Genomic DNA, 14,690 nt, shown 5'->3' on the forward strand with positions numbered 1-14,690 from the left:
GATGCCGAATGGCGCATTAAACCGAATGGTGGTCAGTCTGTAAGGCGATCCTGCACAGCTGGGCAGGATTTTGCAATGTAGCCAGATATTTGGGCGCGTTAATTTACACCGCGAATGGATTTGCCGTTTCAGTGGAAAGGCGAGGCGGGTTAGGCTCAGCCCATGAATGCAAGTGTGATTCCCTCATTCGGCCGCCCGGTTCAGGCGCTATGGCTGGCTGTTGTTCGGTTCAGCAACAAAAACGGGTTCGTGATGAGCAGCCACGTCGCGATGTCTTTGATGTTGGCGCTGTTTCCTTTTGTGCTGTTCACAGTGGCTTTGGCAGGGTCGCTATCGCAGGGCTATGTCACTGATGAACTGATCGAGCTTGTTTTTGGGGCGTGGCCTAAGGACGTTGCGGGGCCAATCGTGGCCGAGCTGCGGGCTGTCCTTCAGGAATCCGGCTCAGGTGTGATTACGCTGGGTGGTTTATTGGCGATCTTCTTCGCCTCGAACGGTGTCATGGCGGTGCGTGCGGCCATGAACCAAGCCTATCACGACAGCGACGTCTGGCCGTTTTGGAAAACCCGGCTGCTGTGCCTGGGGCTCGTAATCGTAGGGGGCGTCGCCATTCTGGGCATTGCTGCGGTCGAAGTTGTATTGCCTGCCTATACCCAGTTGGTGAGCGAGAAGACGGATGTGAACGTCTCGGACTGGTTGTCGGTGGACCGGCTGCGCTGGACATTTACGGTGGCGGTTCCCGCTGGCACGGTTCTGCTGGCGCATCTGATCCTGCCGACGCGGCGGCATAAGCTGATGCAAATCTTGCCGGGTGTCTTGCTGACGTTGGCCTTGTGGGCTGCTGGCGGTTGGGGATTCTCGATCTACATCGCGCAATTCGCCACCTATAGTGCGACGTATGCGGGATTGGCCGGGGTCATGGCGGCATTGATCTTTTTGTACCTGTGCGCGGCAATTCTGATCCTTGGGGCCGAATACAACGGCGCTTTGATGGACTTGGAAAGCAATCAGGATCGGGGCTCTCTGTGAAATTTCTGATTTTGAGTGTTGGGCTGCTGATGCCCGTGGTCGCTTTTGGCCAGTCTCCTGTTTATGTGGGGTCGGCGCAATGCGTTGAATGTCACAAAGACGAGGCTGCGGCGTGGTCCAAATCTCACCACGCGTTGGCTTGGACCGAGGTCGACGACGGGACCGTCGTAGCCGATTTTGACGGAACCCGGTTCGACCATGACGGGATGTCAGTGGAGTTTACCGACAACCAAGATGGATTGAATGCAAAGGTCACGGAAAAGGACGGGATGACCACCGAATACGGCGTGCATTCTGTTGTTGGCATTGAGCCGTTGCAGCAATATCTGTTCGAAACAGAATCCGGCCGTTTGCAGAGTTTCGATGTTGTCTGGGATACCGAGGAGAAACAGTGGTTTCACCTTTATCCCGATCAGGATTTGCCGCCCGATGATGGGCTGCACTGGACCGGACCTTACAAGAATTGGAATGCACGATGTGCAGAATGCCACGCGACCGGTTTTGAGAAACAGTACAACGCTGAAACCCGGACATACGACTCGGTTCAGGCCGAGATCGGGGTAGGGTGCGAAGCCTGCCACGGCCCGGGCTCGGCGCATATCGATTTGGTCGGCGGGCAAAGCCTACCCCAAGGTTTTGGCGATACCGGGTTCACGATGGACTGGGGGCGGGGGCAGACCGAATCCGATATCCAACAATGTGCGGGCTGTCATTCCCGCCGCGAGGCGCATGGGGACGGCAATCCGTTGCCCGGAACTCCTTATCATGACGCCTATAATCTGGCGGTGCTTCGACCGGGGCTGTACCTCCCGGACGGTCAGATTTTGGATGAGGTCTACGTTTACGGATCGTTCCTGCAATCCAAGATGTATGATCGTGGCGTCGGATGCATGGATTGCCACGAGCCTCATAGCGCGACGCTTAAGGCGGATGGAAACGGGGTGTGTAAACAGTGTCATTCCCCTGCCGCAAACCCCCGGTTTCCCACTCTGACGGCAAGTGAGTACGACACGCCGGAACATCACAATCACACTGAAGGCAGCGAGGGTGCGCAGTGCAAGTCATGCCATATGATTGAGCGCGTTTACATGGGTGTCGACGGCAGGCGCGATCACAGCTTCCGTATACCTCGTCCCGATTTGGGGCTGGGGCAGGACGCCTGCACCGATTGCCATTCGGATCAGGATCAGGCATGGGCGGCCCAACAAATCGAAGGCTGGTTCCCGAACAGCGCGCATCGAAAGCCGCATTTCGGGACGGCCTTTCAGGCGGCAACGTTGGGTCGCGCGGATGGGCCGGAGGAGCTTCTGGACATTGCGACCGACCGTGATCAACACGGTATCGTGCGCGCCACAGCCGCTTATCTGCTTCAACCTTTTGGGTCCGTTGATGTAGCTGCCAGAACGGCTGGGCTATTGGAGGACGAGGACGCTCTGGTTCGCGCAAACGCAGCGCCTTTGCAGCGTCAGGCCAGCTTGCCCGATCAGATCCAACGGCTTGAACCGTTGTTGTCCGACCCACTGAGAAATGTCCGCATCTCCGCAGCAAAAGAGTTCCTGAACATTCCGCCACAAGCTCTGACTACAGACCAGCGGCAATTGTCGGGGCAGGGCATGTCTGAGTGGCAGGCGGCGATTTCCAACCGTCTTGATTTTCCCGAAACGCATCTTGTGCTTGGCGGCATGGCCCTGACGTTCCGCAACGCGGCTGCTGCAGAGCAGGCGTTTCAAGAGGTCGTCGCACTGGACCCGCAACGCGCCGAAGCCTGGCCAATGTTGGTGCAACTGGCGCAGATCAATCGCGGTCCACAGGCCGCGCGCGATGTTCTGGAGCGGGGGCTAAAGATCATCCCCGAGGACCCAAACCTTTTGCAGTTGAAGGAACAGCTGGGCCGCTGAAACGGCATCGCTTGGCCCGGTTTCCGTCATTTTCCCGGCAAATTTCGCATGTATCGGTAAAGCCGAGGCAAAAAATGCCCAGTTTAAAGGTGACGCATGTTTCTGAGACCGGTCCGCACATCGAGGCTGAAAAAGCCACAGGCCTTGCCACAGCGGATCGAAGACTTGCGTGCAAGACCACCTGAATACATCAATCACGGTCAGGCGCTGTTGCTGCAAGGCATCGCGGCAGCGTCACTGCGCGAACAAGTTCTTACCGAAGACCGGATTTCGTTGGACGACTGATCTAACCGCGAAAACCCGTTGCGACCACGAACTTCTCAGAACTGTCCGAGCGCGACGCGGGTGGTTTCACATTCGCAACCTTGTCGAACTTCTGTTTCAACAGCTTCTGCAGATCGCCTTCCGCGCCGCCAGCCAAAACCTTGGCGACGAATGTTCCGCCTTCATCAAGCACATCAAAGGCAAAATAGGCGGCCGTTTCACACAACGCCATGATGCGCAGGTGGTCGGTTTGCTTATGCCCCGATGACGACGCGGCCATGTCTGACATCACCACGTCGGCTTTTCCGCCCAGCCATTCCTTGACCTTCACATCGGCGTCGTCTTCCATGAAGTCCAGCACATGTGCCTCGGCGCCGGCCACGGGCTCAACCTCTTGCAGGTCGACCCCCAGAACCGTTCCGATCCGTTTTCCCGACTTCTCGCCCAGCGCGTTCACGCGTTTGACGGCCACTTGCAGCCAGCCACCGGGCGCGCAGCCCAGATCGACGACACGTGCTCCTGGGACGAGAAAGCGGAATTTATCGTCCAACTCGAGGATTTTGAACGCAGCCCGTCCGCGATACCCTTCGACCTGCGCGCGCTTCACATAAGGGTCGTTAAGCTGCCGCTCGAGCCAACGGGTCGAGCTGAGCTTGCGCCCACGTGCAGTCTTAACCTTGACCTTCAGGTCACGCTGTCCGCGACCCGAGTTGTTTTTGCCACTTGGTGTCTTCGCCATCAGAACGGTCCGTCTTCCAATACACCGTCCGCACTCATTTGCGCATAAAGCAAGCCTTCGCGCAGCCCCCGGTCCGCAACGGAAAGGCGGTCGGTGGGCCAGCATCTTAACAGCGCCTGCAAAATGGCCGAGCCGGACATGATCAGGGCCTGCCGGTCATCGCCGATACGCGGATCCCGGCGCCGACCCTGAGGGCCGAGTTCTAGATACCCTCGTATGACTTTGTCAATCTGATCACTAGTCATGCGCAAACCGTCTACCTTGGTCCGGTCATAGCGCTTGAGCCCAAGGTGTGAGGCCGCAACGGTTGTTACCGTGCCGCTGGTGCCAACGATCTGGAAGCCCAAGCGGGCCTGTTCGTCCTTGTAAGGTGCGAAATCGGCGAGGTTTTCTTCGAAAAACCAGCTCATAAGGGCAAAGCGGGCGGAGTCATCTTCGACGTCGTTGAACTGATCGCGCAGTGTTGCAACACCTAGGGGTACGCTGATCCAGTCGACGACTTTTGCCGCAGGGAAGGGGCTGTCAGTCGTGTGAAAACCGTGGTGCAGCCGCATGATTGCGGCGGGACGATCCCGGCGCGGTATAGATGAGATGTCGATCCACACCAGTTCGGTTGACCCACCGCCGATATCCACGACCAGCAATTGCTCGGTCTTGGTGGACACCAGCGGAGCACAAGAGATCACAGCCAGGCGTGCCTCTTCCTCGGGCTGGATGATCTCGAGCGTCAGTCCGGTTTCGCGTTTTACCTGCCGGATAAATTCGCGTGAGTTTTTGGCACGCCTGCATGCCTCAGTCGCGACCAGACGCATGCGCCTGACCTTGTTGCGTTTCAGCTTTTGCTGACAGATGCGCAGTGCTTGAATGGTGCGCGCCATCGAAGACCGAGACAAACGTCCGGTCCGTTCCAAACCCGCGCCCAACTGCACGGATTTGGAAAAACTGTCTACCACATGAAACCCACTGCCCTTGGGCTGGGCTATCAACATGCGGCAGCTATTTGTCCCCAAATCCAGCGCCGCATACAACGCATCTGGATCGGGTCTTGCCGGCGCGGGGCTTTCGACCGCCTTCGGGAACGCGCCCGCACCTTTGGGACGCTTGGGCGCCATATTAAACGCCCTCCGATTTTCGAGTTACCCCGACCATAGGTCGGGCGTGTGCGTCGTGCAAGACGCTCATTAAAGTGATGAGAATTTTGATATGCGTGTTTGCTTCAGACTTCGTTACAACCCCGGTATCCCATCGTGGGCAAAAACGTCGCTGGAAATGCGCCTTGTGTCGAAAATCGACCGACTTGCCCCCACATAGACGTTTAGAACCGGTCCATCTGGTTAGGAGGAATCAAACGCAATGCCTGACGTCACCATTGTTTACTGGCGCGATATTCCCGCCCAAGTCATCGTCGGCAAAGGCCGCCGAGGCGCAAAGCGGCAATTGGAGGAACGGTTCGAACAAGCCATCGACCGCGCGGCTATGAAGGTGAACGCCAAGGACAGCGATGCCTACCTGGCTGAATGGCGCAAGGCCGAACCCTTTGCAGTGGATGGCGACCCGTCTGAAATTGCCGAGACCGAGGCCACGCGTTTGGAAACGGAATACGATCAGGACCGCATCAAAGCCCTGATCGCCAATGACGGTTGGGCATGAGCCCCAGATCTATATGGGAGGCCGCAATGGCTTTGCTGAACTTCAAGAAACGTGATGCGGTCGAAAACGGCCCTGTAAACCCGACCGTCGAAGCCTTTTTGCAAGGTTATTCGATCGAGGTTATGCCACGCACCGCCGAGAAGGTCGAAGATTTCCGCGCGCTGCTGCCCGAAGGCACACGCGTGTACATTGCCCATATCGAAGGCACGCCCATCGAGGATATGGTCAAGACCGCCAAGCGGATCGCGGACGAAGGTTACCCGGTTATGCCGCACTTCCCGGCACGGATCATCAAGGATGCGGCGACGCTGGAAAACTGGATTTCCATGTACCAAGGCGAAGCGGGTGTAGATCAGGCCCTGCTGCTGGCTGGTGGCGTTGCCAAGCCGCATGGCGACTTCGACAGCTCAATGCAGTTGCTGGAATCCGGCCTGTTCGACAAGGCAGGTTTCAAGCGTCTGCACGTAGCGGGCCACCCCGAAGGCAATAAGGACATCGATCCTGACGGTTCGACGAAGAATGTTGATGACGCGCTGCGCTGGAAACAGAAGTTTTCAGAAACCACTGACGCCGAAATGGCATTGGCCACTCAGTTCGCCTTCGATGCCAAGCCGATCATCGCATGGGCCGACAGCCTGAAAGAAGCTGGTATCGACATCCCGGTTCACATCGGTATCGCAGGCCCAGCCAAACTTCAGACCCTGATCAAATTCGCCATCGCCTGTGGCGTCGGACCGTCGCTGAAGGTTCTGCAAAAACGCGCGATGGACGTCTCCAAGCTGCTGCTGCCTTATGAGCCAACCGATGTGATCACCGAACTGGCCAACCACAAAGCGGCCAACCCGGACTTCAACATCACCAACGTACACTTCTTCCCGCTTGGCGGCATCAAGACCAACGCCAACTGGGCAATCAATAACGGCGGCGCTTCGGCAAAGCCTGTAAACTCCTAAGGAACGGACATGACCCGTACAGTCGTAGAATCAAAATCAAAAACCGCCGTCCTGGGCTTTGACGAACCGTTTTGCGTGATCGGTGAGCGGATCAACCCGACTGGCCGCAAGAAACTGGCGGCCGAGCTGGAAGCAGGCGATTTCTCGACCGTCGAGAAAGACGCGCTGGCACAGGTTCTGGCAGGGGCAACCGTCCTGGATATCAACGCGGGCGTTGTTTACAACTCGAACCCCAACCCGAACGAGACCGAGCCGCCGCTGATGCGCAAGATCGTTGAGCTGGTGCAAGGGCTGGTTGACGTGCCGCTGTGCATCGACTCGTCCGTTCCCGGTGCACTGGAAGCGGGTCTTGAGGCTGCTGAAGGCCGTCCGCTGCTGAACTCGGTCACCGGTGAGGAAGATCGCCTGGAGCTGGTTCTGCCGCTGGTCAAGAAATACAACGTTCCTGTGGTTGCGATCTCGAACGACGACACCGGTATCTCGGAAGACCCCGATGTGCGGTTCGAAGTGGCCAAAAAGATCGTTGAGCGCGCAGCTGATTTCGGCATCCCGGCGCATGACATCGTTGTTGACCCGCTGGTTATGCCCATCGGTGCGATGGCCACAGCTGGGCAGCAAGTGTTCGCTCTGGTCCGTCGTCTGCGTGAAGAACTGGGCGTGAACACCACTTGCGGCGCTTCGAATGTTTCGTTTGGCCTGCCGAACCGCCATGGCATCAACAACGCGTTCCTTCCGATGGCGATGGGTGCGGGCATGACATCGGCTATTATGAACCCAGTCGCCTTGCCGGTGGGTCCGAAGAAACTTGCCGAGAAAAAAGCAGAGATCGAGGCGAAAGGCATCATCCTCCCAGCAGACATGGATGATGAGACCTTCTGCCAACTGTTCGGTCTCGGTTCGACCAAGCCGCGCGCAGGTAAAGAAATGGAGGCCATTCGCGCCGCTAACTTGCTGACCAATAACGACCCGCACGGTGGTGAGTGGATCAAATTCAACAAAGCCCCGGAAGAAGCCGGAGCGGCCGGTGCTGCAGGTGGCCGTCGCGGTGGTGGCCGTCGCCGCCGGGCCTGATCTCTGATCTGGATTAAAATGCAAAGGCCGGGCAAATCGCCCGGCCTTTTTTCTTGATGCCGATCAATGCCGAGATCTAACCGGGGCATGATAGTGATAGCGATGTCGCAACAATGCTCAGGTGCAAAAATGGTCAGACACTATCCGTCCAAACTCGCAGATGCAGATCTTTCCAAGCGTCTGGGCAAAAAGGAATACTTCAAAGAACTGATTGAGTTACAGGCCCAGTTGTCACTGATACAGCAAGCCTTCCTGTTTCACGGAACCAAGGGCGTTATCGTTTTCGAAGGCTGGGATGCGGCCGGGAAAGGCGGGACGATCCGCAGGATCAGCCAGGCACTGGACCCGCGCAGTTTCAAAGTTTGGCCGATTGGTGCTCCGCGCAACTATTACCTGAACCGCCATTACCTGCTGCGGTTTTGGGAACGCTTGCCCCCCGCGGGTGCGATCTCGGCCTTTGACCGCAGTTGGTATGGGCGAGTTCTGGTTGAACGCCTGGAAAACCTGACACCAGAAAAGCGCTGGCGCGCAGCTTACCAGGAAATCAACGATTTTGAGCGGATGTTGGTGGATGACGGAACCCGGCTCGTGAAGCTTTTCTTTCACATTTCACCGGACGAGCAGATGGCACGTTTCACCGAACGCCTGAATAATCCACTGAAACGATGGAAGCTGACTTACGAAGATTTTCGAAACCGCGAAAAATGGGACGAGGCCGAGGTGGCCGTGGATGAAATGCTGGCCCGCACCTCGACCGAGGTAGCGCCCTGGCATGTTATTCCTTCGAACAACAAGAAATATGCGCGCATCAATGCGATGCGGATCATTGTTGAAGCATTTTCGATGGATATTGACCTGAACCCTCAGCACCTCGACCAACGAACCCTTGAGGCCGCGCAGCGGGTGCTGGAGGTCGATCAGGATTTGATCGACAGTCTGCGCGCCAGGACGGAATAAGGAAGTGGCTTTTTCCGATGATGGGCGCTTGAAAGCGGTAAGTATCGGGTGATATCGGTGACTGGCGCGGCGGGTATGATGTAATGGTAGCCTGTCAGCTTCCCAAGCTGAACGCGCGGGTTCGATTCCCGCTACCCGCTCCAAAATCAAATTCTTCCCAAAAAATGACTGCAAACCAGCGCGATAGTGTGCGTCGTTCAAGTTGGCTCAATCCGGGCGGCGTGCCTGAAACAGATTGATTTCCGCCGGGATGTGTACGGAACCTTCGGTAGCAAAGGGGAGAAACGCGTCTGCGACCGCGTGTTGAATCGCAGCCACGTCCTCGGGTTTGCCATCGAAATACGTGATAACGCGGGCGGCGGGGCCAACGCGGGTGCATAGAGCAGCGCAATCCAGCAAAGAGCCCTCAAAATGCAGCATCAGGTCAACAGCTTCGACGCGAACATCACTCAGACCGGCCCGCTCGAGCAAGCCGGTGACCCGTTCACGATCATGAAACGCCATCGGGCCCGGAGCATTTCGGTCGACCTTAGGTGGCGTGCCCAGCCGATCTGTAGCTGCGATATGCGGTATTTTGAACCATGGATTTGCGGGCAACGGACCCCATGCGGCAAAAGTCATGGTGCCGCCCGGTTTAAGTGCGCGGGCCATGTTGGCAAAGGCCGCAACCGTGTCTTCAAAAAACATGACCCCGAACCGCGAGATCATCGCGTCCCGGTCCGCCTGGTCAAAGCCGTGGGTCTGGGCATCGCCGAATTGAAAGGTGATGTTATGCGTCCCGGCATCCGATGCCCGCGCCGAAGCGCGGTCCAAAAACGGCTGCGAAACGTCAGCTGCCAGCACGTGGCCAATTGACCCAACAGATTTCGCCGCTGCGATCGCGCTTGCGCCTGTGCCGCAGCCGATGTCCAGCACCCGCATTCCGTGCTTTAATTCAGCACGTTCCAACACCAGATCAAGGACCGGCGCCATTAACTGATCCAGTTGATCCTCGTAGGTCAACCATTTGGCCCCGGACGGAGATTTTCCCCAGTATTCAGCCTGTTCCTCGTTTGCGATCTGCATGCCGTCCCCTTTTGTTGGCGTGACTATGACCGCCTGCGCCGCCTGCGGCCAGAGCTTTCTTCTCCACCACCGGCATTGAAGGATGGCGAGGGCAGTGTGACCACCTGTGCCAGTTCCGGGAACGGGTCGGTCTTATGCGGAATGGCGTTTGCGGCGACGAAATGCTCCTGAAACTTGGGCTCGATGGCCGTTTCAACTTTGGTGATTTCGCGTACGACACGTTCGATCTCGGACCGCGAACCGATATTGCACAAGGCAATTCGGGCGCCCGTGCCGGCGGCGTTGCCAGCGCTTGAAACCTTGTCCAAAGGCGCGTCCGGGATCATGCCCAGAACCATCGCGTGCTTGGTCGAGATATGCGCGCCAAACGCCCCGGCCAACACAACGCGATCCACCGTGTCGACTTTCATTTCATCCATCAACAGGCGTGCACCCGCATAAAGTGCCGATTTTGCCAGCTGGATAGCGCGGATATCGCCCTGAGTGACAGTGATACGCGGACCGCCCTCGGCGCTGGCGTCATGGACCAGATAGGCGTGGGTGCGGCCTTCAGGAACGCAACGGGTGGTGCCGGTCTGTTCCGCAGACCCAATCAACCCGCTTTCGTCCAATAGTCCCGCGATACGCATTTCTGCGACCGCTTCGATGATGCCCGAGCCACAGATGCCTGTGATGCCGCTTGTGGCGATCTCTTGATCGAAGCCGTCCTCATCGGACCATTTCTCCGACCCGATCACGCGGAAACGGGGTTCTTTGGTGACCGGGTCAATTTCGATACGTTCAATGGCGCCGGGTGCTGCGCGTTGGCCGGAGCTGATCTGGGCGCCTTCGAACGCCGGACCTGTGGGCGAAGAACAGGCCAGAACGCGACTGGTGTTACCCAGCAGGATTTCTGCGTTTGTGCCCACGTCGACGATCAGCACGAGGTCTTCGGATTTGCCCGGTTCCTCGGACAAGGCGACCGCGGCGCAGTCGGCGCCGACGTGGCCCGCAATGCACGGCAAGATGTAGATCTGTGCGCGGGGGTTCATCTTGGTCAAATCCATCTCGCGTGCGGGCAGGGACATGCTTTCTGATGTCGCCAGGGCAAAAGGTGCCTGTCCCAACTCGACGGGATCCAGACCCAGCAGCAAGTGGTGCATCACCGGGTTACAGACGAAAACGGTTTCCACGATCAGTTCAGCGTCGATCCCTGCTTCTTCGGCAATTGACGTTGTCAGGTCGTTGATCGCCTCACGCACGGCCTTGGTCATCTCCTGATCGCCGCCGGGGTTCATCATCGAGTAGGACACGCGACTCATGAGGTCTTCGCCAAAGCGAATCTGCGGGTTCATCAGGCCGGAAGACGCCTTGACCTCGCCTGTTTCCAGATCGGTCAGGTGGGCCGCGATTGTGGTCGAGCCGAGGTCGATGGCCAGACCGTAAAGCCCATGTTCGTGCAGACCGGGCCAGATTTCGACCACGCGGGCGACCTCGTCCTTGTGGCCTTTGTGAACGGCGACCGTGACTTCCCATTTGCCTTTGCGCAGAACGGGTTGCAGTTTGGACATTAGCGACAGGTCAGCGGTGACCGAGTCAATGTTCCACTGCTCGCGCAGGGCGCGTTCAAGCCGTTCCAGATCCCCAGTGGGCGAATGCATGTCGGGTTCTTCAACCACAACGAAATACAGCCTTGTCGCCGGATCCATTGTGATTGCTCGTGCTGCGGCGGCTTTGCGCACAACCTGACGGTGGACCTGGCTTTCAGGGGGAACGTCGATCACAACATCGCCCTGGACTGTCGCCTGACATCCCAGGCGACGACCCGGCTTCAGCCCGCGCTTGTCGTCATAGCGCTGCTCAACCGCGTTCCATCCACTCAATGCGTCCTCGGAGACGGACACGCCGTGCTTGGGAAATTCGCCATAGCTGGGCGTGATCTGACACTTCGAGCAAATCCCGCGACCGCCACAGACCGAATCCAGATCAACACCCAACTGCCGTGCAGCGGTCAGAACCGGAGTACCCACGGGGAAATGCCCGCGTTTGCCCGACGGGGTAAAGACGACAAGGGGGTCGGTGGTCATGTTTGGCCTGCCTTTTGTATTCGCGCGTATGTCGCGCAAGATATGGGTTTGTGCGCAAAGGGAAAGGCCAATCAGCGGCACGTTTTGTACGTCTAGCGTCGTTTTTTGCTGCGGCATCTGCCCGCAACGACAAACTAGTTTAGGTCAGGGGCTTTTCCTTAGGTTAAATCCATGTAATAGGGTCACCGCCAAACGGGCTTTTGCATGGGGTTAACAGATGCAGATTCGTGAGGCACTTACCTTTGACGATGTTCTTTTGGTTCCGGCGTCCTCGTCGGTGCTGCCGGCGACGGCGGATACAACCACGCGCGTGACGCGCGAAATCTCGATGAACATCCCGCTGCTCAGCTCGGCGATGGACACGGTGACCGAGGCGCGCATGGCCATCGCAATGGCGCAAGCTGGTGGTATCGGCGTTGTTCACAAGAACCTGACTGTTGAAGAACAAGCGCGAGAGATACGGCGCGTAAAACGCTTTGAGTCGGGTATCGTATACAACCCTGTGACTTTGCGGGTTGATCAAACACTGGCGGACGCCAAGGCGTTGGTGCAGCGCTATAATTTTACAGGTTTTCCGGTTGTAGATGAGGAAGGCCGCGTGGTCGGCATTCTGACAAACCGGGATATGCGTTTTGCGACCTCGGAAGATACACCGGTTCACGTGATGATGACCTCGGACAATCTGGCGATGCTGCAAGAGCCAGCGGATCTGGAAGAGGCCAAAAGCCTTATGAAGGCGCGTCGGATCGAAAAGCTGCTGGTTGTCGATGGCGCGAACAAGCTGACAGGCCTGCTGACCCTGAAGGACACTGAACAAGCCGTTCTAAACCCAACCGCTTGTAAAGACCGGCTGGGCCGTTTGCGCGTTGCTGCGGCGACATCGGTTGGTGACGCAGGATTCGAACGGTCCGAGCAACTGGTGGATTCGGGTGTGGACATCATTGTTGTGGATACAGCCCATGGGCATTCGCAAGGGGTTCTGGATGCGGTGAAGCGGGTGAAATCCCTGTCGAATGAAGTCCAGATCATTGCGGGAAATGTGGCAACCGGTGACGCTACCAAAGCGCTTATCGACGCGGGTGCAGATGCGATCAAAGTGGGCATCGGTCCGGGTTCGATCTGTACCACGCGGATGGTTGCAGGTGTGGGCGTGCCTCAGCTGACGGCGATCATGGACTGCGCCTCTGCCGCCGGCGAAGTACCGGTGATCGCAGATGGCGGTATCAAGTTCTCGGGCGATTTTGCCAAAGCCATTGCGGCAGGCGCATCCTGCGCGATGGTCGGTTCGATGATCGCGGGCACCGATGAAAGCCCCGGCGAGGTAATCCTGTATCAGGGCCGCTCGTTCAAATCCTATCGCGGTATGGGCAGCCTGGGCGCGATGGCGCGCGGCTCGGCCGACCGCTATTTCCAGAAGGACGCGGCGAACGACAAACTTGTGCCGGAAGGTATCGAAGGTCAGGTGCCCTACAAAGGCTCGGCCAGCGCTGTGGTGCACCAATTGGTTGGCGGACTGCGCGCGGCGATGGGCTATACCGGCTGCGCGACCGTGGAAGAGATGCGCAAGAACTGCAACTTCGTCAAAATCACCGGCGCCGGCCTGAAAGAAAGCCACGTGCATGATGTGCAGATCACCCGCGAAAGCCCGAACTACCGGGTGATGTGAAGCAACTGAGTTTGCAGCACGGCGCCCTGACACGGGCGCCGTTTTGCTTTTTTGAGCGTAGAAACGAAATCGGAAATCCCCATGATCCCAGCAGCGCGTGTTCAGGCTTCGATTGAAATCCTTGATGACATCCTTGCTGGCGCACCGGTCGAAAAGGCTTTGACAGGGTGGGCGCGGCGCAGCCGGTTTGCAGGTTCGAAAGATCGCGCCGCCGTGCGGGATCACGTGTTCGAAGCGCTGCGTTGCAAACGGTCTTTCTCGGCTTTGGGCGGGTCTTCTACTGGACGCGGTTTGATGATCGGTTCGATCCGGGCAACCGGTGGCGAGCCTGAGGCTTTATTCACCGGCGAACGTTTCGCGCCAGAGCCGATAGCTTCGGCTGATGCGCTGCGCGCGTTTAAATCTGACGCAGAGAAGTATGACATCCCTGAATGGATCTGGCCACGTTTCCAAAACTCGCTTGGCGATCAGGCGGTGGCGGCAGCACAGGTATTGCAAAGCCGTGCACCTGTTCATTTGCGCGCGAACCTTGCCAAGACTGATCGCACAGGTGCGATTGCCGCCTTGCACGCTCAAGGGATCAGCGCCGAAGTTCATCCGGCATGCGAAACCGCACTGGAGGTCACTGAAGGTGCAAGAAAAATCGCCCAAAGCCGCGCTTATGCGGATGGCTTGGTTGAGCTTCAGGATGCAGCCAGTCAAGCGGTCGTTGCAGCGTTGGAACTGAAGCCGGGATTGCGCGTTCTGGACTTTTGCGCAGGCGGTGGAGGCAAAGCTCTGGCATTAGCGGCCCATTCGGGTGTTGAGGTCTTTGCGCATGATGTGAATTCCGGTCGTATGCGTGATCTTCCTGCGCGGGCAAAACGGGCAGGTGTGCAGGTCACTTGCTTGCAACCGGAAGAGGTGGGCCAACAGGCTCCCTTTGATATTGTTTTGACGGATGCGCCGTGCTCTGGCAGTGGCTCTTGGCGGCGTGCTCCGGCCGGGAAATGGGCTCTGTCAGAAGAGGGGTTGCGTGCATTGAATGTTCTTCAATTCGACATTCTAAAATCCGCCGCACCACTGGTCGGACCGAAAGGAACTCTGGCCTATGCCACCTGTTCCATGTTGGATGATGAAAACGGCAATGTCGTCGATGCGTATTTGAAAGCGAACTCTGACTGGATTGAGAGTTTTCGAAAATCTTGGCTTGTGACACACGGTGCGGACGGGTTCTTTTCCGCGCACTTGACGCGATAGCGCGTCATTGAATAACAACTTCAGGTAGAAATAACCGCTTCCTTTAAGGGGGCGTTAACCATCTTCGGGCTGAGTATGACAAAGCCTTCTAGC

The 14,690-nt window shown here is 57.7% G+C and carries 13 protein-coding genes and 1 tRNA gene; 10 read left to right on the plus strand and 4 right to left on the minus strand.

From position 1 onward, the window contains the following. Positions 1-162 precede the first annotated feature (162 nt). The 3 genes from ACR0AK_RS06825 to ACR0AK_RS06835 all read left to right on the plus strand — a co-directional run bounded on the left by ACR0AK_RS06825 (position 163) and on the right by ACR0AK_RS06835 (position 3,212). Positions 163-1,029, plus strand: coding sequence for a YihY/virulence factor BrkB family protein (locus ACR0AK_RS06825; RefSeq protein ID WP_480792807.1), 867 nt, complete (start codon positions 163-165; stop codon positions 1,027-1,029). After that, a complete protein-coding gene (locus ACR0AK_RS06830) occupies positions 1,026-2,927 on the plus strand; it encodes a multiheme c-type cytochrome (protein WP_480792808.1) in 1,902 nt (633 codons plus the stop codon). The genes ACR0AK_RS06825 and ACR0AK_RS06830 overlap by 4 nt, the downstream gene beginning before the upstream one ends. 96 nt (positions 2,928-3,023) lie before the next feature. Beyond that, on the plus strand, positions 3,024-3,212 hold the full coding sequence (locus ACR0AK_RS06835) for a hypothetical protein (protein WP_480792809.1): 189 nt from the start codon (positions 3,024-3,026) through the stop codon (positions 3,210-3,212). Between the two features lies 1 nt (position 3,213). Here the strand turns inward: ACR0AK_RS06835 and ACR0AK_RS06840 are convergent, their stop codons facing one another. Together ACR0AK_RS06840 and ACR0AK_RS06845 are read right to left on the minus strand one after the other, a co-directional pair. Continuing rightward, complete coding sequence (locus ACR0AK_RS06840; protein WP_170557224.1) at positions 3,214-3,930, minus strand: RlmE family RNA methyltransferase; 717 nt, start codon at positions 3,928-3,930, stop codon at positions 3,214-3,216. Then, positions 3,930-5,042, minus strand: a complete 1,113-nt coding sequence (locus ACR0AK_RS06845) for a Ppx/GppA phosphatase family protein (RefSeq protein WP_480792810.1) — start codon at positions 5,040-5,042, stop codon at positions 3,930-3,932. Before ACR0AK_RS06845 ends, ACR0AK_RS06840 begins: the two co-directional genes overlap by 1 nt. 241 nt (positions 5,043-5,283) lie before the next feature. Here ACR0AK_RS06845 and ACR0AK_RS06850 point away from each other — a divergent pair, with 241 nt between their 5' ends. The 5 genes from ACR0AK_RS06850 (at position 5,284) to ACR0AK_RS06870 (ending at position 8,704) form a co-directional block, all read left to right on the plus strand. Further along, positions 5,284-5,580 (plus strand): virulence factor, encoded by a 297-nt coding sequence (locus tag ACR0AK_RS06850; RefSeq protein ID WP_170557226.1) that lies wholly within the window; start codon positions 5,284-5,286, stop codon positions 5,578-5,580. Positions 5,581-5,606: 26 nt separating this feature from the next. Then, positions 5,607-6,533, plus strand: coding sequence for a methylenetetrahydrofolate reductase (locus ACR0AK_RS06855; protein WP_480755391.1), 927 nt, complete (start codon positions 5,607-5,609; stop codon positions 6,531-6,533). A 9-nt stretch (positions 6,534-6,542) separates the two neighbouring features. Further along, positions 6,543-7,604: a methyltetrahydrofolate cobalamin methyltransferase gene (locus ACR0AK_RS06860; RefSeq protein WP_170557228.1), complete on the plus strand. Its 1,062-nt coding sequence runs from the start codon at positions 6,543-6,545 to the stop codon at positions 7,602-7,604. A 129-nt stretch (positions 7,605-7,733) separates the two neighbouring features. After that, positions 7,734-8,561: a polyphosphate kinase 2 family protein gene (locus ACR0AK_RS06865; RefSeq protein WP_480792811.1), complete on the plus strand. Its 828-nt coding sequence runs from the start codon at positions 7,734-7,736 to the stop codon at positions 8,559-8,561. Between the two features lie 69 nt (positions 8,562-8,630). Then, positions 8,631-8,704: transfer RNA gene (locus tag ACR0AK_RS06870), tRNA-Gly, on the plus strand. A gap of 64 nt (positions 8,705-8,768) precedes the next feature. On the opposite strand, the gene ACR0AK_RS06875 is transcribed toward ACR0AK_RS06870, so the two are convergent. Both ACR0AK_RS06875 and ACR0AK_RS06880 read right to left on the minus strand, forming a co-directional pair. Further along, positions 8,769-9,626 (minus strand): class I SAM-dependent methyltransferase, encoded by an 858-nt coding sequence (locus tag ACR0AK_RS06875; RefSeq protein ID WP_480792812.1) that lies wholly within the window; start codon positions 9,624-9,626, stop codon positions 8,769-8,771. Positions 9,627-9,649: 23 nt separating this feature from the next. Next, positions 9,650-11,692 (minus strand): ASKHA domain-containing protein, encoded by a 2,043-nt coding sequence (locus ACR0AK_RS06880; protein ID WP_480792813.1) that lies wholly within the window; start codon positions 11,690-11,692, stop codon positions 9,650-9,652. Between the two features lie 217 nt (positions 11,693-11,909). Between ACR0AK_RS06880 and guaB the strand changes: the two genes are divergently transcribed. Further along, the gene (gene guaB / locus ACR0AK_RS06885) at positions 11,910-13,358 is read left to right on the plus strand and encodes an IMP dehydrogenase (RefSeq protein ID WP_170557234.1); all 1,449 of its coding nucleotides are present in this window, start codon (positions 11,910-11,912) and stop codon (positions 13,356-13,358) included. An 81-nt stretch (positions 13,359-13,439) separates the two neighbouring features. Next, positions 13,440-14,597, plus strand: a complete 1,158-nt coding sequence (locus tag ACR0AK_RS06890) for an RsmB/NOP family class I SAM-dependent RNA methyltransferase (protein ID WP_480792814.1) — start codon at positions 13,440-13,442, stop codon at positions 14,595-14,597. The last annotated feature ends 93 nt before the right edge of the window (positions 14,598-14,690 follow it).

This window comes from Ruegeria sp. BI12, from assembly GCF_056537985.1.

What these genes read in the sequence shown, in the direction of transcription:
- ACR0AK_RS06865 (WP_480792811.1), top strand. Translation starts at nt 7,734, where the DNA reads ATGGTCAGACACTATCCGTCCAAACTCGCAGATGCAGATCTTTCCAAG.
- ACR0AK_RS06840 (WP_170557224.1), bottom strand. Translation starts at nt 3,930, where the DNA reads ATGGCGAAGACACCAAGTGGCAAAAACAACTCGGGTCGCGGACAGCGT.
- ACR0AK_RS06860 (WP_170557228.1), top strand. Translation starts at nt 6,543, where the DNA reads ATGACCCGTACAGTCGTAGAATCAAAATCAAAAACCGCCGTCCTGGGC.
- ACR0AK_RS06855 (WP_480755391.1), top strand. Translation starts at nt 5,607, where the DNA reads ATGGCTTTGCTGAACTTCAAGAAACGTGATGCGGTCGAAAACGGCCCT.
- ACR0AK_RS06890 (WP_480792814.1), top strand. Translation starts at nt 13,440, where the DNA reads ATGATCCCAGCAGCGCGTGTTCAGGCTTCGATTGAAATCCTTGATGAC.
- ACR0AK_RS06880 (WP_480792813.1), bottom strand. Translation starts at nt 11,692, where the DNA reads ATGACCACCGACCCCCTTGTCGTCTTTACCCCGTCGGGCAAACGCGGG.
- ACR0AK_RS06835 (WP_480792809.1), top strand. Translation starts at nt 3,024, where the DNA reads ATGTTTCTGAGACCGGTCCGCACATCGAGGCTGAAAAAGCCACAGGCC.
- ACR0AK_RS06825 (WP_480792807.1), top strand. Translation starts at nt 163, where the DNA reads ATGAATGCAAGTGTGATTCCCTCATTCGGCCGCCCGGTTCAGGCGCTA.
- guaB (WP_170557234.1), top strand. Translation starts at nt 11,910, where the DNA reads ATGCAGATTCGTGAGGCACTTACCTTTGACGATGTTCTTTTGGTTCCG.
- ACR0AK_RS06875 (WP_480792812.1), bottom strand. Translation starts at nt 9,626, where the DNA reads ATGCAGATCGCAAACGAGGAACAGGCTGAATACTGGGGAAAATCTCCG.
- ACR0AK_RS06845 (WP_480792810.1), bottom strand. Translation starts at nt 5,042, where the DNA reads ATGGCGCCCAAGCGTCCCAAAGGTGCGGGCGCGTTCCCGAAGGCGGTC.
- ACR0AK_RS06850 (WP_170557226.1), top strand. Translation starts at nt 5,284, where the DNA reads ATGCCTGACGTCACCATTGTTTACTGGCGCGATATTCCCGCCCAAGTC.